Annotated in this window: 23 protein-coding genes; 13 read left to right on the top strand and 10 right to left on the bottom strand. The window is 70.6% G+C overall.

The window, feature by feature from the left end; genetic code table 11:
- Positions 1–9: 9 nt before the first annotated feature.
- Positions 10–510, bottom strand: coding sequence for an O-acetyl-ADP-ribose deacetylase (locus tag FE811_RS14155; RefSeq protein WP_036759738.1), 501 nt, complete (start codon positions 508–510; stop codon positions 10–12).
- A 5-nt stretch (positions 511–515) separates the two neighbouring features.
- Positions 516–2120 carry a carboxyl transferase domain-containing protein gene (locus FE811_RS14150; protein WP_116222256.1) on the bottom strand — a complete coding sequence of 535 codons (1605 nt, stop codon included), beginning with the start codon at positions 2118–2120 and terminating at the stop codon, positions 516–518.
- A 143-nt stretch (positions 2121–2263) separates the two neighbouring features.
- Between FE811_RS14150 and FE811_RS14145 the strand changes: the two genes are divergently transcribed.
- The gene (locus tag FE811_RS14145; RefSeq protein WP_116222255.1) at positions 2264–2872 is read left to right on the top strand and encodes an OmpW family protein; all 609 of its coding nucleotides are present in this window, start codon (positions 2264–2266) and stop codon (positions 2870–2872) included.
- Between the two features lie 62 nt (positions 2873–2934).
- Here the strand turns inward: FE811_RS14145 and FE811_RS14140 are convergent, their stop codons facing one another.
- The 3 genes from FE811_RS14140 to FE811_RS14130 are packed head-to-tail and all read right to left on the bottom strand — an operon-like array spanning position 2935 to position 5029.
- Complete coding sequence (locus FE811_RS14140; protein WP_072462002.1) at positions 2935–3372, bottom strand: lysozyme inhibitor LprI family protein; 438 nt, start codon at positions 3370–3372, stop codon at positions 2935–2937.
- Positions 3372–3869 (bottom strand): lysozyme inhibitor LprI family protein, encoded by a 498-nt coding sequence (locus FE811_RS14135; RefSeq protein ID WP_116222254.1) that lies wholly within the window; start codon positions 3867–3869, stop codon positions 3372–3374. The genes FE811_RS14140 and FE811_RS14135 overlap by 1 nt, the downstream gene beginning before the upstream one ends.
- Entirely contained in the window at positions 3869–5029 is a 1161-nt protein-coding gene (locus tag FE811_RS14130; RefSeq protein ID WP_072462004.1) for an isovaleryl-CoA dehydrogenase, read from the bottom strand. Before FE811_RS14130 ends, FE811_RS14135 begins: the two co-directional genes overlap by 1 nt.
- 184 nt (positions 5030–5213) lie before the next feature.
- Here FE811_RS14130 and FE811_RS14125 point away from each other — a divergent pair, with 184 nt between their 5' ends.
- The gene (locus tag FE811_RS14125; protein ID WP_116222253.1) at positions 5214–5768 is read left to right on the top strand and encodes a histidine phosphatase family protein; all 555 of its coding nucleotides are present in this window, start codon (positions 5214–5216) and stop codon (positions 5766–5768) included.
- The gene (cbiB, locus tag FE811_RS14120; protein ID WP_116222252.1) at positions 5765–6694 is read left to right on the top strand and encodes an adenosylcobinamide-phosphate synthase CbiB; all 930 of its coding nucleotides are present in this window, start codon (positions 5765–5767) and stop codon (positions 6692–6694) included. Before FE811_RS14125 ends, cbiB begins: the two co-directional genes overlap by 4 nt.
- On the opposite strand, the gene hemC is transcribed toward cbiB, so the two are convergent.
- Positions 6691–7632, bottom strand: coding sequence for a hydroxymethylbilane synthase (gene hemC / locus FE811_RS14115; protein WP_181180870.1), 942 nt, complete (start codon positions 7630–7632; stop codon positions 6691–6693). The genes cbiB and hemC overlap by 4 nt on opposite strands.
- 75 nt (positions 7633–7707) lie before the next feature.
- Here hemC and hemE point away from each other — a divergent pair, with 75 nt between their 5' ends.
- From hemE to FE811_RS14100, 3 genes are all read left to right on the top strand, one after another.
- A complete protein-coding gene (hemE, locus tag FE811_RS14110; RefSeq protein ID WP_116222251.1) occupies positions 7708–8736 on the top strand; it encodes a uroporphyrinogen decarboxylase in 1029 nt (342 codons plus the stop codon).
- Positions 8737–8752: 16 nt separating this feature from the next.
- Positions 8753–9631, top strand: coding sequence for an EamA family transporter (locus FE811_RS14105; protein WP_116222250.1), 879 nt, complete (start codon positions 8753–8755; stop codon positions 9629–9631).
- A gap of 187 nt (positions 9632–9818) precedes the next feature.
- On the top strand, positions 9819–11354 hold the full coding sequence (locus tag FE811_RS14100) for an ATP-dependent RecD-like DNA helicase (protein WP_036759760.1): 1536 nt from the start codon (positions 9819–9821) through the stop codon (positions 11352–11354).
- Here the strand turns inward: FE811_RS14100 and FE811_RS14095 are convergent.
- Positions 11351–12172, bottom strand: coding sequence for an EcsC family protein (locus FE811_RS14095; protein WP_114536686.1), 822 nt, complete (start codon positions 12170–12172; stop codon positions 11351–11353). The two genes, FE811_RS14100 and FE811_RS14095, sit on opposite strands and share 4 nt — an antisense overlap.
- 156 nt (positions 12173–12328) lie before the next feature.
- On the opposite strand from FE811_RS14095, the gene FE811_RS14090 reads away from it, so the two are divergent.
- Positions 12329–12892 carry an Ivy family c-type lysozyme inhibitor gene (locus FE811_RS14090; protein WP_116222249.1) on the top strand — a complete coding sequence of 188 codons (564 nt, stop codon included), beginning with the start codon at positions 12329–12331 and terminating at the stop codon, positions 12890–12892.
- On the opposite strand, the gene FE811_RS14085 is transcribed toward FE811_RS14090, so the two are convergent.
- A complete protein-coding gene (locus tag FE811_RS14085; protein ID WP_036759764.1) occupies positions 12880–13440 on the bottom strand; it encodes a GNAT family N-acetyltransferase in 561 nt (186 codons plus the stop codon). The genes FE811_RS14090 and FE811_RS14085 overlap by 13 nt on opposite strands.
- A gap of 231 nt (positions 13441–13671) precedes the next feature.
- Here FE811_RS14085 and FE811_RS14080 point away from each other — a divergent pair, with 231 nt between their 5' ends.
- The 6 genes from FE811_RS14080 to FE811_RS14055 all read left to right on the top strand — a co-directional run bounded on the left by FE811_RS14080 (position 13672) and on the right by FE811_RS14055 (position 17613).
- Positions 13672–14268 (top strand): flavin reductase family protein, encoded by a 597-nt coding sequence (locus FE811_RS14080; RefSeq protein ID WP_036758073.1) that lies wholly within the window; start codon positions 13672–13674, stop codon positions 14266–14268.
- Positions 14268–14831: an adenine phosphoribosyltransferase gene (locus FE811_RS14075; RefSeq protein ID WP_140847953.1), complete on the top strand. Its 564-nt coding sequence runs from the start codon at positions 14268–14270 to the stop codon at positions 14829–14831. The genes FE811_RS14080 and FE811_RS14075 overlap by 1 nt, the downstream gene beginning before the upstream one ends.
- A 39-nt stretch (positions 14832–14870) precedes the next feature.
- Positions 14871–15821 (top strand): 4-hydroxy-3-methylbut-2-enyl diphosphate reductase, encoded by a 951-nt coding sequence (gene ispH / locus FE811_RS14070; RefSeq protein ID WP_036758077.1) that lies wholly within the window; start codon positions 14871–14873, stop codon positions 15819–15821.
- A gap of 93 nt (positions 15822–15914) precedes the next feature.
- Positions 15915–16520 (top strand): glutathione S-transferase family protein, encoded by a 606-nt coding sequence (locus FE811_RS14065; protein ID WP_036758079.1) that lies wholly within the window; start codon positions 15915–15917, stop codon positions 16518–16520.
- On the top strand, positions 16517–16984 hold the full coding sequence (gene rnhA / locus FE811_RS14060) for a ribonuclease HI (protein ID WP_072462013.1): 468 nt from the start codon (positions 16517–16519) through the stop codon (positions 16982–16984). Before FE811_RS14065 ends, rnhA begins: the two co-directional genes overlap by 4 nt.
- Positions 16981–17613 (top strand): trimeric intracellular cation channel family protein, encoded by a 633-nt coding sequence (locus tag FE811_RS14055; protein WP_114536690.1) that lies wholly within the window; start codon positions 16981–16983, stop codon positions 17611–17613. The genes rnhA and FE811_RS14055 overlap by 4 nt, the downstream gene beginning before the upstream one ends.
- Positions 17614–17619: 6 nt before the next feature.
- On the opposite strand, the gene FE811_RS14050 is transcribed toward FE811_RS14055, so the two are convergent.
- Positions 17620–17943, bottom strand: a complete 324-nt coding sequence (locus FE811_RS14050) for a VOC family protein (protein WP_116222248.1) — start codon at positions 17941–17943, stop codon at positions 17620–17622.
- A gap of 48 nt (positions 17944–17991) precedes the next feature.
- Positions 17992–18393, bottom strand: coding sequence for a group III truncated hemoglobin (locus FE811_RS14045; protein ID WP_114536691.1), 402 nt, complete (start codon positions 18391–18393; stop codon positions 17992–17994).
- Between the last annotated feature and the right edge of the window lie 34 nt (positions 18394–18427).

Genomic DNA, 18427 nt, shown 5'->3' with positions numbered 1-18427 from the left:
ACGGAGAAATCATCGGCGGGCCTCGTCCACCGCCTGGCGGAGCGTGGCATGGCTGCCGGCGTCGAAGCCGACCAGGATCACTTCGAGACCGGCGGCATGGTCGAGGATGGCCGCGACCGCGATGCGGGCGGCGCGCTCGGCCGGGAAGCCGTAGATGCCGGTCGAGATCGCCGGGAAGGCGATGCGGGCGATGTCATGGGCCTGGGCAAGAAGCAGGCTGTGGCGATAGGCGCTGGCGAGCAGGTCGTCCTCGCCCGCCGTGCCGCCTTGCCAGACCGGGCCGACGGCATGGATGACGTATCGGGCCGGCAGGCCGTAGCCCCTGGTGATGCGGGCCTCGCCGGTCGGGCAGCCGCCGATGGCGCGGCATTCCGCGAGCAGTTCGGGGCCGGCGGCGCGGTGGATGGCGCCGTCGACGCCGCCGCCGCCCAGCAGCGTGCGATTGGCGGCATTGACGATGGCGTCCATGGCGAGCCGGGTGATGTCGCCTTGCAGGGTGGAAATGCGCATCGGCGTCACATCCTGAAGATGCCGAAGCGCGTCGGCTCGATCGGCGCATTGAGGCTGGCGCGCAGGCTGAGCGCCAGCACGTCGCGGGTCTTTCGGGGGTCGATGACGCCGTCGTCCCAGAGCCGGGCCGAGGCATAGAGCGGGTGCGACTGGCGCTCGAACATCTCGATGGTGGGGCGCTTGAACTCGGCCTCTTCCTCGGCACTCCAGCGGCCGCCCTGGCGCTCGATCCCCTCGCGGCGCACGGTGGCCAGCACGCCCGCCGCCTGTTCGCCGCCCATCACCGAGATGCGCGAATTGGGCCAGGTCCAGAGGAATCGCGGCGAATAGGCACGGCCGGCCATGCCGTAATTGCCGGCGCCGAAGCTGCCGCCGACCAGCATGGTGATCTTGGGCACATTGGTCGTCGCCACCGCCGTCACCATCTTGGCGCCGTGCCGGGCGATGCCCTCGTTCTCGTATTTGCGCCCGACCATGAAGCCGGTGACGTTCTGCAGGAAGACCAGCGGGATGCCCCGCATCGAGCAGAGCTCGATGAAATGCGCGCCCTTCTGCGCGGCCTCCGAGAAGATCACGCCGTTATTGGCCACGATGCCGATGGGACAGCCTTCGAGATGGGCGAAGCCCGTCACCAGCGTCTCGCCGAAGCGGGCCTTGAACTCGTCGAAGCGCGAGCCGTCCACCACGCGCGCGATCACCTCGCGGATGTCGTAGGGGGTCTTGAGATCGGCGGGGACGAGGCCGAGAATTTCCTCGGGGTCATGGGCCGGGGGTTCGGGGGATTGCCATGCGACGCCCTCCGGCCGGCGGCGGTTCAGGTTGGCGACGGCACGGCGGGCGATGGCCAGCGCATGGGCGTCGTCCTCGGCCAGGTAGTCGGCGACGCCGGAAAGGCGGGTGTGGACATCGCCGCCGCCCAGGTCTTCGGCCGAGACCACCTCGCCGGTGGCGGCGCGCACCAGCGGCGGGCCGGCCAGGAAGATCGTGCCCTGGTTGCGGACGATGATGGTCACGTCCGACATGGCCGGGACATAGGCGCCGCCCGCCGTGCAGGAGCCCATGACCACGGCGATCTGCGCGATGCCCTTGGCCGACATGCGCGCCTGGTTGTAGAAGATGCGGCCGAAATGGTCGCGGTCGGGAAAGACCTCGTCCTGGTTGGGCAGGTTCGCCCCGCCGGAATCGACCAGGTAGACGCAGGGCAGATGGCATTCCTCGGCGATCTCCTGCGCGCGCAGGTGCTTTTTCACCGTCATCGGGTAATAGGTGCCGCCCTTGACCGTCGCGTCATTGGCCACGACCATCACCTCTTGCCCATGCACCCGGCCGATGCCGGCGATCACCCCGGCCGAGGGCGCGGCGCCGTCATACATGCCATGCGCCGCCGTCGCGCCGATTTCCAGGAAGGGCGAGCCGGGATCGAGCAGGTTCGCCACCCGCTCGCGCGGGGGCATCTTGCCGCGGGCGACATGGCGCTCCAGCGCCTTCGTGCCGCCGCCCGCCGCCGCGGCCAGCGCCGCCTCGCGCACCGTCTCGAGCATGGCGAGATGCGCCGCGCGATTGGCGCGGAAGGTTTCCGAGGAAGGCAGGACCGAGGTGCCAAGCTTCATCGCATCATCCTTTCGGTCGAAGCGCCGGAGGTCTGCGCCAGTTTGTCGCAGGCCGGCCAAAAGCGGAAATATTGATCCAGATCAACGTCGAAGCCCGAAACAAGGCGCGATGAGCGAGCATGCGACAAGAAAAGAGGATCGCCATGAGACACAAGCTTGCCATCGCCGCGGCACTCGCCGCGCTTGCCTCCCCCGTGCTTGCGCAATCGCAAGGCGACTGGACGCTTGGCTTCGGGATCGCGCATGTGAACCCGAAATCGGACAATGGCGTGCTGGCGGGGCCGACGCCGGTGGATGTCGGCAACAGCACCCGCCCCAGCATCACCTTTGAGTATTTCATTCGCGACAATATCGGTATCGAGGTGCTGGGCGCCCTGCCCCTCAAACATTCGATCAAGTCGAACGGGACCGAGATCGGCACGGTCAAGCACCTGCCGCCGGTGGTCTCGGTGCAATATCACTTCGACGTGCATCCGCGCTGGAAGCCCTTTGTCGGCCTGGGCGTGAACTTTACCGGCTTCTGGGACGGCGAGGCCAAGGGGCCGCTGGCCGGCCAGGATCTGCGGGTCAAGAACAGCCTGGGCCTGGCTGCGCATCTGGGCGTGGATCACTGGATCAACGACCGCGCCGCGCTGCGCGCCGACCTGCGCTGGATCGACATCGACCCCGATGTCGAGCTGAACGGCACCAAGATCGGCACCGTGGAGGTCGATCCGCTCGTCGCCGGCATCAGCTATGTGATGAAATTCTAGGCCGCCGTCACGGCCTGGACGGGGGCGCCGCCACCGGGCGCGCCCCTTTTCCCCACCGCCGCTCATTGCAGGTCCGCCAGCGACATGAGCAGCGCCACCTGCCGCGCCGTCTCGTCGCGGATGCAGCGGGCGCGGGCCAGATCGCCGGCGCCTTCGCACAGCGCCTCGCGAAAGGCGATCCAGCTGCGCTCCATCCGGCGCAGCGGCTCTGGCGGATCGGCGGCCTCCAGCGCCGCCTGGTAGACGGCGGTCAGCTTCGCCTCCCATGCCTGGTGCGAGGCGTCGAGGCAGTTCGCCATCGGGAAATCCGGGTCGTCGCCAGTGTATTTCTGCCGGGCGTAATCCAGGCAGGCATCCATCCCCGTCCCGGCGCAATCGGCCCGCGCGCCCTGGGTTTCGGCCGCGTCGAGGCATTGGTCGATCGCCGCCGGATCGAAGCCCGAGGCATCGCCGGCCAAGGCGGGCGCGCCCAGCAGCAGCAGGAAGGCCAGCGCGCGCATCAGCCCTCCTCCTCGGCAAGGACGCGCAGCCGCAGCGCCTGTTCGGCAGAAAGCTGCATCATGCAGCCGGCATGAGCGATGCCGCGCATGGTGCCGCCCTGATAGCGCAGCGCCTCGAACCGGCAGCTTTCGTCGCGAAAGGCGATCCAGTTGCGCTGCGCCTGCTTCAGCACCGGCGCCGCTTCTTCCATGTCCTGGCCGTCGCCCTGGCCGGCATCCATGGCCTCGGCCCGGTTCATCGCCGCGGAATACCAGCGGTTGAGCAGCCGGTCCCAATCCGCCGCCTCGGCCGTCAGGCATTGCACCATGCCCGCGGTCGTCTGGCCGCCCGGCTGGTCCATGCAGGGCCCCGAGGCCGCGCCGATGCAGCTGCGCCGGTCGCCCCCTTCGCCGGCCATGCGGTCGAGGCAGGCGGCAAGCGGCTTGCCGCCATAGCCGGGCCCGTCCTGGGCCAGCGCCGGCGCAGCCATCAGCAGGAACAGCGCCAGCGCGCGCATCAGGCGATCTCCATCAGCTGGCGGCCGATCAGCATCCGGCGGATCTCGGAGGTTCCGGCGCCGATCTCCATCAGCTTGGCGTCGCGGAACAGCCGGCTGACGACCGAATCGTTCAGGAAGCCCGCGCCCCCCAGCGCCTGCACGGCCTGATGCGCCTGCACCATGGCCTGCTCGCTGGCGTAAAGCACCGCGCCCGCGGCGTCCTGGCGGGTGACGCGGCCGGCATCGCAGCTGCGCGCCACCTCGTAGACATAGGCGCGCGCCGTGTTCAGCGCGACATACATGTCGGCGATCTTGCCCTGCATCAGCTGGAACGACCCGATGGGCTGGCCGAACTGCTTGCGTTCCTTGACATAGGGCATGACCTCGTCGAGGCAGGCCGCCATGATGCCGGTGCCGATGCCCGACAGCACCAGCCGCTCGTAGTCGAGGCCCGACATCAGCACGCGCACGCCCTTGCCCTCGGCGCCCAGCACGTTCTCGAAGGGCACTTCGCAATCCTCGAAGATCAGCTCGCCGGTGTTCGAGCCGCGCATGCCCAGCTTGTCGAAATGCGGGCTGCTCGAGAAGCCCTTCATGCCGCGCTCGACGATGAAGGCGGTGATGCCGCGGCTGCCCGCCTCGGGGTCGGTCTTGGCATAGACCACCAGCGTATCGGCGTCGGGCGCGTTGGTGATCCAGTATTTGCTGCCGTTCAGCACATAGCGGTCGTTGCGCTTTTCGGCGCGCAGCTTCATGCCGACGACATCGCTGCCCGCGCCCTCCTCGGACATGGCCAGCGCGCCCACGGCACGGCCCGAACACAGGTCGGGCAGGTATTTCCGCCGCTGCTCGTCGGTGCCGTTCAGCTTGATCTGGTTCACGCAAAGGTTCGAATGCGCGCCATAGGACAGGCTGACCGAGGCCGAGGCGCGGGCGATCTCTTCGGTCGCGATGACATGCGCCAGATAGCCCATGCCGCTGCCGCCGAATTCCTCGGACACGGTGATGCCCAGCAGGCCCAGGTCGCCCATCTCGCGCCACAGCTCGTTCGGGAAGGCGTTCTTGCGGTCCACCTCGGCCGCGATGGGCCTCACCCGCTCCTGCGCCCAGCGATGGACGGTCTCGCGCAGCGCGTTCACGTCCTCGCCCAGGTCGAACTGCATTCCCGCGGTGAACATCGGCCATCTCCTCCGTTTATTGAACGAGTGTTCATTTAACTGGTTTATGCCGCCGGAACCGGGCCGGCGTCAAGCCTGCTGTCGCGGCACCTCTTCTTGCCGCCGATCCTGCGCCGGCCGGGGCTTCGTTGACAAGCCCGCGTCCCCGCGCCATTCCTGCCGCGCCCAGCCGCAAGGATGCCCGATGAGCCCGCCTTTCGATACCGCCGCACGGCTGCTGATCCTGCGCCATGCGCCGCTGGCCGGGCCGGGGCTGGCCGGGCGGCGCGATGTGGCGGCGGATTGCAGCGACCGCGCCGCGCTCGACTGGGCGCGCGCGGCCTTGCGCGGCGCGGGCAAGCATTGGTCCAGCCCCGCCCTGCGCTGCCGGCAGACCTGCGCGGCGCTGGACCTGGCCCCCGAATGGCATCCCGGCCTGTGGGAGCAGGATTTCGGCGCCTGGGAGGAGCCCGGCGCCATGATCCCCGACCTGGGCCCGCTGCCGCCCGAGGCGCTGGCCCGCCAGCGCCCGCCGGGGGGCGAAAGCTTCCTCGACATGGCGGCGCGGGTGCAGCCGCTGCTGGAGCAGGCCCGCGGCACGGTGGCCATCGTCGCCCATGCCGGCACGGTGCGCGCTGCGCTGGCCCTGGCGATCGGTCCGGCGGCGCTGTCATTCTCGGTGGCGCCGCTGTCGCTGACCATCCTGTCGCGCAGCCCGGCCGGCTGGGCCGTCGAGGCCGTCAACCGGGTCGCGCCATGACGCCCGAGACCTTGACCATCGCCCTGACCGCCCTGCTGGTCGATGCGCTGATCGGCTGGCCCGATGCGCTCTATCGCCGCATCTCGCATCCGGTGGTGTGGATCGGCCGGCTGATCTCGGCGCTGGATGCGCGCTGGAACCGCGGCCGGCACCGCATCGCCCGCGGCGCGCTGGCGGTGGCGGTGACGCTGGGCGCGGCGGTGATCCCGGCGCTGCTGCTGACCTGGGCCCTGGCGGGGCTGCCCTTCGGCCCGGTGATTCTGGGCGTGCTGGCCTGGCCGCTGGTCGCCACCCGTTCGCTGCACGATCACGTCGCCGCCGTGGCCCGCCCCCTGACCGCCGGGGATGTTCCGGCGGCCAGGGCGGCGGTGGCGATGATCGTCGGCCGCGACCTCGACGACCGGCCCGAGCCCATCGCCCGCGCCGCGCTGGAAAGCCTGGCCGAGAACGCCTCGGACGGTGTGGTCGCGCCCCTGTTCTGGGCGGCGGTGGCCGGGCTGCCGGGGATCGCCGCCTACAAGGCGATCAACACGCTCGATTCGATGATCGGCCACATGAGCCCGCGTCACGCGCTGTTCGGGCGGGTGGCGGCGCGGCTGGACGACCTGGTGAACCTGCCGGCCTCGCGCCTGACCGGGCTGCTCTTTGTCGCGGCGGCGGGGTCGCGGCGGGCCTGGCGGGTGATGCGCCGCGACGCGCGCCGCCACCGCTCGCCCAATGCCGGCTGGCCCGAGGGTGCCATGGCCGGCGCGCTGGACGTGCGCCTGTCGGGCCCGCGCCGCTATCACGGCGTGGAAAGCCTCGAACCCTGGCTGAACACGGGCGCCCGCGACCCCGGCGCGGCGGACCTGCTGCGCGGGCTGGCGCTGTATCGCCGGGCAATGGCGCTGCTGGGGCTGGGCCTGGCGCTGGCCCTGGCGCTCTAGGACCAGTCGAAGAAATCGGCAGGCGCGCGACCGCGCAATTCCTCGGCCAGGTCGGTGCCCATGGCCGCGCCGTCCGCGGCCGGCCCGATGCGCTCGCCGGCGATCACCTCGCTGCCGTCGGGGCGCAGGATCTCGCCGCGCAGCCGCAGCCGGTCGCCATCGAGTTCCGCCAGCCCGGCGATGGGCGTCTGGCAGGAACCGTCCAGCCGCGCCAGGAAGGCGCGCTCGGCCGTCACCCGCAGCGCGCTGTCGCGGTCCGAGATCGCGCCCAGCATCGCGGCGAGACGCGCGTCATCGCTGCGCCGCTCGACGCCGATGCAGCCCTGCGCCACGGCCGGCAGCATCTCGTCGGGCGCGACCGCGCCGCGCGCCACATGCAGCATCCCCAGCCGCGTCAGCCCCGCCATGGCCAGGAAGGTCGCCACGGCGACGCCTTCCTCAAGTTTTTTCAGGCGGGTCTGCACGTTTCCTCGAAACTCCACCAGCTTCAGGTCGGGCCGCCGTGCCGCCAGCTGCGCCCGCCGCCGCAGGCTTGAGGAACCGACGACAGCCCCTTGGGGAAGCTCGGAAATCGCCGCGAACTGCGCGCTGACGAAGGCGTCGCGCACATCCTCGCGCGGCAGGTAGCAGTCGATCACCAGCCCGTCGGGTTGCAGCGTCGGCATGTCCTTCATGGAATGCACGGCGATGTCGATCTGCTGCGCCAGCAGCGCATCCTCGATCTCGCGGGTGAACAGGCCCTTGCCGCCGATCTCCTTCAGCGGGCGGTCCAGCACGCGGTCGCCGGTGGTCTTGATCACCACGATCTGAAAGGCGTCGGCCGCAAGGCCATGCGCAGCCATCAGCCGGTCACGGGTTTCATGCGCCTGCGCCAGCGCCAGGGCCGAGCCACGGGTGCCGATGCGGATGGGGTTCTGGGGGTCGGGCATCTGGGTCATGGCACAGGGCTTAGCGCCCCCCCTCGGCCTTGACAACGGGGACGCGCGCGCCATGAAGGGGGCGAGAGGTGAATTATGTCCGAAAAAACCATCCTGCGCGCGCTCAAGGGCGAGCGTTTGCCCGTTCCGCCCGTCTGGATGATGCGCCAGGCCGGCCGCTACCTGCCGGAATACCGCGCCACCCGCGCCCAGGCCGGCGACTTTTTGTCGCTGTGCTACACCCCCGACCTGGCGGCCGAGGTCACGCTGCAACCGATCCGCCGCTATGGTTTCGACGCGGCGATTCTCTTTGCCGACATCCTGCTTTTGCCGCAGGCGCTGGGGCTCGACCTGTGGTTCGTGACCGGCGAGGGGCCGCGGCTTTCCACCGTCATCACCGCCGCCGGGGTCGCGGCGCTGAAGCCGACCGGGGCGATCCACGACACGCTGGCGCCGGTCTATGAAACCGTGCGCATCCTCGCGCGCGAACTGCCGCGCGAGACCACGCTGATCGGCTTTGCCGGCGCGCCCTGGACCGTCGCGACCTACATGGTCGCCGGCCGCGGCACCCCCGACCAGGCCCCGGCACATGCCTTCAAGGCCGAGGACCGCGCCGCCTTCACCGCGCTGATCGACCGCATCACCGAGGCGACCATCGACTATCTCTCGGCCCAGATCGAGGCCGGGGCCGAGGTGGTCAAGCTCTTCGACAGCTGGGCCGGCTCGCTCAAGGGCCGGGACTTCGACGATTTCGCGGTCGAGCCCGCGCGCCGGATCATCGCCGCGCTGAAATCGCGCCATCCCGGCATCCCGGTCATCGCCTTCCCGCGCGAGGCCGGGCCGCGCTATGCGGGCTTTGCCCGCGCCACCGGCGCCGATTGCGTGGCGCTGGACAATTCGGTCAGCGCCGACTGGGCGGCGGCCGAGGTGCAGAAGGACGGCTGCGTGCAGGGCAACCTGGACCCGCGCCTGCTGGTGACGGGCGGCGACGCCCTGGTGGCCGAGACGCGCCGGATCGTGCGGGCCTTCTCGCAGGGGCCGCATATCTTCAACCTCGGCCACGGCATCACCCCCGAGGCCGACCCCGAGAACGTCACGCGGATGCTGGAGGCGATCCGGGGCTGATGGGCGAGGCCGGGGCTTGAGCTGGATCCTCGCCACGCTGATCGCCGCCGCGGCCCAGACCGGGCGCAACGCGGCGCAGCGGCGGCTGACCGCGGAACTCGGCACCATGGGCGCGACCGCGGTGCGCTTTCTCTTCGGCCTGCCCTTTGCTGCGCTGGCCCTGGCCGGCATGGCGGTGCTGGTGCCGGTCCCCATGCCCGATGCGGCGGTGCTGGGCTGGGCGGCGCTGGGGGCAAGCTCGCAGATCGCCGCCACCGCGCTGATGCTGCTGACGATGGAAAGCCGCGGCTTCGGCGTCACCACAGCGCTGATCAAGACCGAGCCGGTGACGCTGGCGCTGATCGGCGCCCTGCTGCTGGCCGAGCCGCTGGGCCCGGTGCGCATGGCGGCGATCGCCACGGCCACGCTGGGCGTGGTGCTGATGTCGGGGGCCGACTGGCGGCGCGGCGGCTGGCGCGCGGGCGGCCTGGGCATCGCGGCCGGGGCGCTCTTCGGCCTCTCGGCCATCGGCTTTCGCGGCGCGATCCTCGCCCTGCCCTTCGGCGCCGAGCCGGTGCGGGCCGCGACCGTCCTGCTGCTCAGCCTGGCGCTGCAAAGCGCGATCATGCTGGCCTGGCTGGGCGCCGCCGACCGCAGGGCGCTGGCGGGCATCGCCCGGCACTGGCGCGGCTCGCTGGGCGCGGGCGCCCTGGGGGCGCTGGCCTCGCTGTTCTGGTTCCTGGGCTTCGCGCTGACCGCGGCGGCCAATGTCCGCACGCTGGCCCTGGTCGAGGTGGTGATGGCGCAGCTCGTCTCGGGCCGGCTGTTCCGCGAAGGCATCTCGGGGCGGCAGATGGCGGGCATGGCGCTGATCGTGCTGGGCGTCGCCGCGCTGATCGCGGCAAGCCACGGATAAGCCCGCCCGCCTGCGCCCCGAAAGACCCCTGCGCATGACGAACGCGCGCGCGCCCCGCATGGGTATTTGGAGAACAGAGAAGATCGGGGCCGCACCCGGCTTCTTCTTCGTTGCACAAATACCCAAATCGCGGCGGCGCCACCGGATCGGCCTTTCCGCCCCTCGCGCCGCGGGCTAACAAGGGCGCATGACCCTGCCCGCCCTTTCCCCCGATCAGGCCGAAGCCTGGGATGCGCTTGCCGCCGCGCTCGAGGAGTCCGGCATCGACCTCGTCTCGGAAGAGATCGCGCCGCCGAAGCCCGGCAAGGGCCGGGTCATGGCGGTGATCGGCAAGGCCGGCTCGGGCAAGACCCTGCTGCTTGCCGAGCTGACCAAGGCGCTGAAGGCGGCCGGGGTCGATGTCGTCTCGGGCGATTACGAGGGCAAGAAGCGCAAGGACCGCCGCACCGTCGCCATCCTGGCCCCCACCAACAAGGCGGCCTTCGTGCTGCGCATGCGCGGCGTGCCGGCGACCACCATCCACCGCATCCTCTATACCCCGGTCTACGACCCGGAATACGAGCGCATCGCCGACTGGCTGACCGGCGTGGGCGAGCGCCCTTCCGTCGAAGGGTTGATGGAGGGGCTGACCGAGGCGGCGCTGGACCGGGCCAAGGCCTTCTACGACCAGCATGCCTCAATCCCCGGCGCCCTGGCCGCGGCCGGCCTGCGCGGCTCGGACTTCATCCGCGGCTGGAAGCGGCGCGAGGACGGGCTGGACATCGGGCTGGTCGACGAGGCCTCGATGCTGGACGAGCGCCAGTTCGAAGACCTGCGCGAGATCTTTCCCCTTCTGATCCTGTTCGGCGATCCGGCGCAGCTGGCCCCGGTCGGGCAATCGGGCGAGATGGTCTTTGATCGGCTCGCGGCCTCGCAGCGGCTGATGCTGAGCCGCATCCACCGCCAGGAGGGCGACAGCCCGATCCTGGACCTCGCCCATGCGCTGGCCGATCCCAGGCTGGAGTTCGACGCCTTCGAACGCATGATCCGCGAGGCCGCCGCCCGCGATCCGCGCGTGACCTGGGCCGAGCGGGTCGAATCCGACCTGATGGCGCAAAGCCCGGTCCTGGTCTGGCGCAACATCACCCGCATCAAGCTGATCCAGGCCTTTCGCTCGGCCTATGGCGCGCCGGGCGATGCGCTGCTGCCGGGCGAGCCCCTGATCTGCGACGGGCTGGAACTGCCCTTGAAGCACCGCAAGAAGCGCATCGACCTGGAGGCGCGCGGGCTGATCAAGGGGGCGCAGGTGGTCTATCTGGGACCGGGGCGCAAGCCCGGCTTCTCGCGCCTGCATGTCGTGGGCGCCGAGGAGCCACGGCTTTCCGCCGCCAGCATCGTCAAGATCGAGATCCCGGATGTCGAGGAGCCCTTCATCCCCTTTGCCGCCCGCATGGGCGCGACCTTCCTGCATGGCGCGGCGGTGACGATCCACAAGGCGCAGGGCAGCCAATGGCCCGACGTGCAGGTCTTTGCCCCCGACATCGCCGCCGCCGCCTGGTCGGGCCGCTCGGAAGCCGGCATCGCGCTGTGGAAGCGGCTGGCCTATGTCGCCATCACCCGCGCGCAGGAGCGGCTGCATTGGGTGGTGAAATCGCGCCTCGCCCGGCCCTCGGCGCCGCTGGGCATCGAGCACCTTGAGGCGCCGGCCGCGGTGCTGGAACTGGCCGCCGAGCCCGAGGCCTAGGCGCGCCGCGACAGCTTGCGCGCCGCCGTGTTCGGGCGCAGCTGGATCATGCGCAACTCCAGCGCCTCGGCCAGCGCCTCGCGCGGGATGCCGGTTTCCTGCGACAGCCGCAGCAGGCCGAAATGCACCCGCGCCAGTTCCTGGTAGTAGCGGGTGAAACTGTAGTTGATCGAGGCCCCGGCAAGCGCGCCCAGCACCGGCACGGCCTGCGCCGCCAGCTTCTGCGCCAGCGAGGCGGACAGCCGCGGCGCCACCCGCGCGATCAGCGCCTGCACGGTCTGGCCTGTAATGGTCATCCGCGCGGCCAGCAGCCCCAGGTCGGTGCCGTCGTCATCCGAAAGCGGCCCGGCCGAGGCAAAGACATGCAGCGCCTCGCGCCGGGCCTCGTCCGAGACCGGGTCGAAGCCATGCTCGGCGGCGATGTCCATGATCGCGCGCAAGAGCAGCGTTACCGTCACCGGCAGCTCCAGCGCCGCGCCGCCGATCCCGGCCAGCCCGCCCACCGCGCCCGAGGTGGTCGAGAGCAGGCGGTTGAACAGGTCGCCCCGGTCCCGCAGCACCCCGCGCGACCGCGAGGCGGCGTCGAAGGCGCGGTTCAGCGCCGCCAGCGTAAGCCGGTCCATGCGCCCGCGCACCGGGGCCGGAAGGCGTTCCAGCAACCCCTCGGCCTTGCCGCCGATGGCGGTCAGCAGTTCCATCGCCACGCCGCCCGCCTGGAGATAGCGCCGCGCCAGCCGGTCGATCGCCGCATGCACGGTCGGGTCGTCGATCGGCGGCAGGACGGTTTGGCGGACGGGGATCTGGCTTTGTTCGGTCATCCTGTGGATACCCTGCGATGTCATGGCTGTGCTAGAACTGGGCACTGGCAAAGGAACCCGCAACCCGTGCCGCGGGTTCCTGTGGCGAATCGGCAGCCCGCCGCCGGAAGGACGGGACGCAAGAACGACGCAAGAACAAGGACAAGGAAGACCGCCATGAACATCCGCCGCACGATCCCGGCCCTGACCCTGACCGCCGCGCTGATGCTGGGGCCCGCCGCCCTGGCGCAGGAAAGCGGGACGCAGGAGACGGGAACGCAAGACACGGGCGCGCAAGCGACGGTCGAGCAACCGGCAGAGCAGGCGACCGCCCAGGCCGCGGCGCCCGAGACGGGGCTGACGCTGGCCGATCTGGGCAAGGACCAGGGCCTGACCGCGGCGGTCGAGAAGATGGCCGAGGGCCACCAGATGCCCGAATGGCTGCGCGAGGGCGCGGTGATCTCGCCCAGCCAGAAGGTCGCCTTCGGCGGCCGGGAATACCTGGCCATGACCGCCTGCAAGCAGCACGACTGCGGCGAAAACCAGTTCGCGGTGCTTTACGCGCCCGCCGGCGGCACGGCCTATGGCGTGCTTTCGGTGCGCGATGGCGAGGGGGCGGAGCTGCTGACCTGGCTCGGCATGGCCGGCGGGCCCGAGACCATCGACGGCCGCACCATCCTTTATGCCGCGCTGACCGGCAGCCTGGCCAATCACCCGCAGGATTTCCTCTATGCCGAGTGATCGGGCGGCGCGACCTGGGTGCAGCCCTCGCGGCGCATCTCGCGCTGGCCGGGCGCGGATTCGCCGGTCTCGCGCTCGACCAGGCCGGTGACGCCCGCCCAGGCGCCGGGCACCAGCTCCAGCCCCAGCACGCGGTCGGGGTTGGTGGGCGGCGGCATCTCGACATCTTCGAGCTTCCAGAAGCCAAAGCGTTGATAATAGGGCAGATCGCCGACCAGCATCACCCGCTGCCAGCCCATCTCGGCCGCGCGGGTCAGGCTTTCGCGCATCAGAAGCGCGCCCAGCCCCTCGCCCTGCGTCGTCGGATGCACGGCGACCGGGCCCAGCAGCAGCACCGGCCGCCCGGCCACGCGCACCGGCCAATAGCGGATCGCGCCCATCAGCGCGCCGAAATCGTCGCGCAGCATCAGGCACAGCGGCCCGACCGGCGCCACCCCCTCGCGCAGCCGATAGGAAGACAGCGCCGTGCGCCCCGGCGCAAAGCACAGGTCCAGAAGCGCCTCGACCTCGGGCGCGTCGGCGGGGGTTTCGGGGCAAAGTTCGTACATCCTGCCTCCGGTGCTGGGGTCGGGATTCGGGTGGTCTGGGCGCGGCGCAGGGACCGCGTAACATGCAGGCGCGGCCGCGAAAACCGCCTGCGGGACCGGGGCGGCAAAATTCGCCGGACTGTCGCAAGGGCGGGCGGGGGCGGGCGGGCAAGGCGGCAAGAACGCTTGACGCGCCGCGCGCATGGGGTCACTTCTGGGCCCCGCATCACTGAGCGACCAGCGAGGCACGCCATGTTCTACCGACCCCAGGACGGCCACGGGCTGCCGCACAATCCGCTGAACGCCATCGTCGCGCCGCGGCCGATCGGCTGGATCTCGACCCGCGGGCGGCAGGGCGACAACCTGGCGCCCTATTCCTTCTTCAACCTGACCGCCTATGTGCCGCCGCAGGTCATGTTCGCCTCGACCGCGGCCAAGCCGGACCGGAACGGGACCAAGGACAGCGTGGCCCAGATCGCCGAGTCGCGCGTCTTCTGCGTCAACATCGCCGACGGGCCGCTGAAGGACCAGGTCAACGCCAGTTCCGCCGCCCTGCCCGCCGGGGTGAACGAATTCCAGGCCGCCGGCATCGAGCCCGCCGAATGCGAGAGCATCGACTGCCCGCGCGTGGCCGGCGCCGCCGCGGCGCTGGAATGCCGCGCGACCCGCATCCTGCGGCTGGCGGGCGAGGCGAACTACATGGTGCTGGGCGTCGTCACCGGCATCCACCTGCGCGAGGATTGCCTGAAGGACGGCCGCTTCGACCTGCGCGCCACCGGCTGGCTGTCGCGCATGGGCTACAAGGACTACACCATCACCACCCAGACCTTCGAGATGGAGCGCCCCTGATGGAGAACCGGCCCGAAAAGCGCCGCCGCGACACCCGGACGGTGCGCGACTATATCCGCACCATCGTCGATTTCCCGCATGAGGGCATCCTGTTTCGCGACGTGACCACGCTTTTTGCCGATGCGCGCGGCTTTCGCATGGCGGTGGACCAGCTTCTGGCCGCCTATGCCGGCGAGGCCATCGACAAGGTGGTCGGGCTCGAGGCGCGCGGCTTCATCCTGGGCGGCGCGGTGGCGCATCAGCTTTCCGTGGGCTTCGTGCCGATCCGCAAGAAGGGCAAGCTGCCCGGCGCCGTCATCAGCCATGCCTATGCGCTGGAATATGGCGAGGCGGTGATGGAGATCCACGACGACGCGCTTCGCCCCGGCGAACGGGTGCTGATCGTGGACGACCTGCTGGCCACCGGCGGCACCGCGGCGGCCGGGATCTCGCTTTGCGAGCGGCTGGGAGCCGAGGTCGTGGGCTGCGCCTTCGTGATCGAGCTGCCCGAGCTGGGCGGGCGGGCGCTGCTGGAGGGGCTGGGCCACGAGGTCCATGCCCTGACCAGCTTCGAGGGCGCCTGATCCCTTGCGAGGCGCCCCTGCCGGGGTTAGGTGAAGCCCATGGACAAGAAACCGCCCCTGATCCTTTACCTGGCCGCGCCGCGCGGCTTTTGCGCCGGCGTCGACCGCGCCATCAAGATCGTCGAGATGGCGCTGCAGAAATGGGGCGCGCCGGTCTATGTCCGCCACGAGATCGTGCATAACAAGTTCGTCGTCGACAGCCTGCGCGACAAGGGCGCGGTCTTCGTCGAGGAGCTGGACGAATGCCCGGACGACCGGCCGGTGATCTTTTCCGCCCATGGCGTGCCCAAGGCGGTGCCGGCCGAGGCGCGGCGGCGCGAGATGGTCTTCGTCGACGCCACCTGCCCCCTGGTCAGCAAGGTCCATGTCGAGGCCGAGCGCCACCACGCCGAGGGCCTGCAGATGGTGATGATCGGCCATGCCGGCCACCCCGAGGTGCTGGGCACCATGGGGCAATTGCCCGAGGGCGAGGTGCTGCTGGTCGAGACGGTCGAGGACGTGGCCGGGATCGAGCCGCGCGATCCTTCGCGGCTGGCCTTCATCACCCAGACCACGCTGTCGGTCGACGACACCGCCGCCATCGTGGCCGCCTTGCAGGCCCGGTTTCCCGGCATCAGGGGGCCGGCCAAGGAGGACATCTGCTATGCGACGACCAACCGGCAGGCCTCGGTCAAGGCCATCGCCGGGCAGATCGACGCGCTTCTGGTGATCGGGGCGCCGAACAGTTCCAACTCGCGCCGGCTGGTCGAGGTGGGCAGCGCCGCCGGCTGCGCCTATTCCCAGCTGGTGATGCGCGCCGACCAGATCGACTGGCGCGCCATCGAAGGCGCGCGGGCGGTGGGCGTGACCGCCGGTGCCTCGGCCCCCGAGGTGCTGGTGGACGAGGTGGTCGCGGCCTTTCGCGAACGCTACGACGTGACGGTCGAGATGGTCGAGACGGCGCGCGAGAATGTCGAGTTCAAGGTGCCGCGGGTCTTGCGCGAGGCCTGAGCCGGGCTTGCCGGGCGGTGCCGTCGCGGGGGGCGCTGCCCCCGGCCCTGCGGGCCTCCCCCGGAGTATTTTGGGAACGAAGAAAGGGTCGGGATGAAGCTCTGGTCGATGCCGTCATCCGGCAACAGTTACAAGGTTCGGCTGGCCCTGGCGCTGCTGGGGCGCGATTGCGAGATCGTGGATGTCGAATATCTGACCGAGGCGCTGGCGGCGGCCAAGGCGACGGGGCGGCTGCCCTTTGGCAAGGCGCCGGTGCTGGAGCTGGACGACGGGCGGCTGTTGCCGGAATCGAACGCGATCCTGTGCTGGCTGGGCGAGGGCACGCGCTTCGTGCCGCAGGACGCCTTCGAGCGCGCCGCCATGCTGGGCTGGATGTTCTGGGAGCAGAACCAGCACGAGGGCGTGATCGCCGTGCGCGCGGCCTTGCAGGTCTATCCGCAGCGCCGCGCTCAGGCGACGCCCGAGCGCATGGCCGAACTGCTGGAGCGCGGCCATGCGCTGCTCCAGGTGATGGAGGACCGGCTGGCCGGGCATGACTGGCTGGTGGGCGATGCCGTCAGCCTCGCCGATATCTGCCTTTACGGCTATACCCATACGGCCGGCAGCCTGGGCGGGTTCGACATGGCGCGGTTCCCCGGCATCGGGCGCTGGCTTGGCCGCATCGCCGCCCTGCCCGGCTACAAGGGACTGGAGGCGTGAGCGCGCTGTTCGCCTGGACCGACGGCGCCTGCAGCGGCAATCCCGGCCCCGGCGGCTGGGGGGTGCTGATGCGGGCCATGGAAGGCGAGACGGTGCTGAAGGAGCGCGAGCTGTCGGGCGGCGAGGCCGAGACCACCAACAACCGCATGGAGTTGATGGCGGCGATCTCGGCCTTGGAGGCGCTGACCCGGCCGAGCGAGATCACCGTGACCACCGACAGCGCCTATGTGAAGAACGGCGTCACGCAATGGATCCACGGCTGGAAGAAGAACGGCTGGCGCACCGCCGACCGCAAGCCGGTGAAGAATGCCGAGCTGTGGCAGCGGCTTGACGCGGCGCAGGCACGCCACAAGGTGCGCTGGGAATGGATCAAGGGCCATGCTGGCCATCCCGAGAACGAGCGCGCCGATGCGCTGGCGCGGGCGGGCATGGCGCCCTTCAAGCCGGCCAGGGCCGCGGGATGAGCGTCGAGGCGCTGGTCCCGCTTCTGGATTATGCCAGCGTGCTGGTCTTTGCCCTGACCGGCGCGCTGGTGGCGAGCCGCGGGCAGCTGGACGTCGTCGGCTTCATCTTCTTCGCCACGCTGACCGGGATCGGCGGCGGCACCCTGCGCGACCTGGTCTTGGGCCGGGCGCCGGTGTTCTGGGTCGGGCGGCCCGAGCTGCTGCTGCTGACCGCCGGCGCGGCGATCGTGGTGTTCTTCACCGCGCATCGGCTGGAGAGCCGCTATCGCGCCATCCTGTGGCTGGATGCCTTTGCCCTGGCCGTGGCGGTGCCGGCCGGGGTCGGCGTGGCGCTGGAGGCGGGGGTGAGCCCCGTCGTCACCGTGCTGATGGGGGTGATGACCGGCACCTTCGGCGGGCTGATGCGCGACGTGGTCGGGAATGAGGTGCCCCTGGTGCTGAAGCAGGGCGAGCTTTACGTCACCGCCGCCTTTGGCGGGGCGGTGGCGGCGCTGCTGTTGCTGGCGTTGGGTGCCGGGCGCGGCTGGGCGCTGATCGGCTGCGCGGCGGTGGTGCTGCTGCTGCGCGCCGGGGGCCTGGGCTTCGGCTGGCGGCTGCCGGTCTACAAGGCGCGGCCACCGCGGATGTGACCGGCCTCAGCGGTCGGACCAGATTGCCATCTCGGTGCCGCCCGGCTCGCGGAACTGGAAGCGGCGGCCGCCGGGAAAGGCGAAGATCGGCCGGGTGATCGCGGCCCCCGCCTCGGTCACGCGGGCCAGCGCAGCTTCGAGGTCGTCGGTGCGCAGGATCACCAGCGGCGGCGCCGGGGAACCGGCGGCGATGCCGCCCGCCAGGCCGGCATCGGCGAGTTCCTGGTAGTCGGGACCGTAGTCGTTGAAACGCCAGCCGAAGGCTTGGCCGAAGAAGGCTTTCGTGGCCGGCAGGTCGGGCGAGCTGAATTCGAGATAGTCGATCTTCATCGGGAAGCCCTTTCGGATGTTCCCGTTTTGTTTACACCTGCGCGCGGCCTAGCGCAAGACCGGGGGGCCGGGACGGCGTTCGCGCAGATCCTCGACCCCCATGCGCAGCCCGGCGCCGATGCGATGCGCAAGCGCCGACCAGGCTTTGGCCGTCTCGGGCGGCAGGGTGCGGCGCAGGGTTTCGTCGAAAAGCATCAGCCAGGGCGCGAAATGCTGCGCCTTCACGTCGCCCGTGCGCATGTGGACCTGCATCGGATTGCCGTCATAGCCGCGCTCGTAAAGGATGGCATTGCGCCAGAAGCGGGCGATCTTGGCCTCATGCTCGGGCCAGTCGGCGACATGGGCGGCGAAGACCGGGCCCAGCACCTCGTGCCGGCGCACCGCGGCGTAGAAGGTGGCGACGACGCGGTCGATCTGTTCGGGTGTGACGTCGAAACGGGGCGGGATCATGCGCCGGATATGGACCCCTGCGGCCCGCGCTGCA

It is taken from the genome of Paracoccus sp. FO-3 (genome assembly GCF_006386455.1).
GTDB lineage: Bacteria > Pseudomonadota > Alphaproteobacteria > Rhodobacterales > Rhodobacteraceae > Paracoccus > Paracoccus versutus.
This window is presented reverse-complemented; position numbering and strand designations above follow the sequence as displayed.

Bases quoted from the DNA above. Each gene is read 5' to 3' on its own strand.
- FE811_RS14075 (WP_140847953.1), top strand. From the start codon at position 14,268: ATGGAGAACCGGCCCGAAAAGCGCCGCCGCGACACCCGGACGGTGCGC.
- FE811_RS14125 (WP_116222253.1), top strand. From the start codon at position 5,214: ATGAGCCCGCCTTTCGATACCGCCGCACGGCTGCTGATCCTGCGCCAT.
- FE811_RS14095 (WP_114536686.1), bottom strand. From the start codon at position 12,172: ATGACCGAACAAAGCCAGATCCCCGTCCGCCAAACCGTCCTGCCGCCG.
- FE811_RS14080 (WP_036758073.1), top strand. From the start codon at position 13,672: ATGTTCTACCGACCCCAGGACGGCCACGGGCTGCCGCACAATCCGCTG.
- FE811_RS14135 (WP_116222254.1), bottom strand. From the start codon at position 3,869: ATGCGCGCGCTGGCGCTGTTCCTGCTGATGGCTGCGCCGGCGCTGGCC.
- FE811_RS14130 (WP_072462004.1), bottom strand. From the start codon at position 5,029: ATGTTCACCGCGGGAATGCAGTTCGACCTGGGCGAGGACGTGAACGCG.
- FE811_RS14145 (WP_116222255.1), top strand. From the start codon at position 2,264: ATGAGACACAAGCTTGCCATCGCCGCGGCACTCGCCGCGCTTGCCTCC.
- FE811_RS14065 (WP_036758079.1), top strand. From the start codon at position 15,915: ATGAAGCTCTGGTCGATGCCGTCATCCGGCAACAGTTACAAGGTTCGG.
- ispH (WP_036758077.1), top strand. From the start codon at position 14,871: ATGGACAAGAAACCGCCCCTGATCCTTTACCTGGCCGCGCCGCGCGGC.
- FE811_RS14100 (WP_036759760.1), top strand. From the start codon at position 9,819: ATGACCCTGCCCGCCCTTTCCCCCGATCAGGCCGAAGCCTGGGATGCG.
- FE811_RS14150 (WP_116222256.1), bottom strand. From the start codon at position 2,120: ATGAAGCTTGGCACCTCGGTCCTGCCTTCCTCGGAAACCTTCCGCGCC.
- FE811_RS14090 (WP_116222249.1), top strand. From the start codon at position 12,329: ATGAACATCCGCCGCACGATCCCGGCCCTGACCCTGACCGCCGCGCTG.
- cbiB (WP_116222252.1), top strand. From the start codon at position 5,765: ATGACGCCCGAGACCTTGACCATCGCCCTGACCGCCCTGCTGGTCGAT.
- FE811_RS14155 (WP_036759738.1), bottom strand. From the start codon at position 510: ATGCGCATTTCCACCCTGCAAGGCGACATCACCCGGCTCGCCATGGAC.
- FE811_RS14140 (WP_072462002.1), bottom strand. From the start codon at position 3,372: ATGCGCGCGCTGGCCTTCCTGCTGCTGCTGGGCGCGCCCGCCTTGGCC.
- hemE (WP_116222251.1), top strand. From the start codon at position 7,708: ATGTCCGAAAAAACCATCCTGCGCGCGCTCAAGGGCGAGCGTTTGCCC.
- FE811_RS14055 (WP_114536690.1), top strand. From the start codon at position 16,981: ATGAGCGTCGAGGCGCTGGTCCCGCTTCTGGATTATGCCAGCGTGCTG.
- FE811_RS14085 (WP_036759764.1), bottom strand. From the start codon at position 13,440: ATGTACGAACTTTGCCCCGAAACCCCCGCCGACGCGCCCGAGGTCGAG.
- FE811_RS14050 (WP_116222248.1), bottom strand. From the start codon at position 17,943: ATGAAGATCGACTATCTCGAATTCAGCTCGCCCGACCTGCCGGCCACG.
- FE811_RS14045 (WP_114536691.1), bottom strand. From the start codon at position 18,393: ATGATCCCGCCCCGTTTCGACGTCACACCCGAACAGATCGACCGCGTC.
- hemC (WP_181180870.1), bottom strand. From the start codon at position 7,632: ATGACCCAGATGCCCGACCCCCAGAACCCCATCCGCATCGGCACCCGT.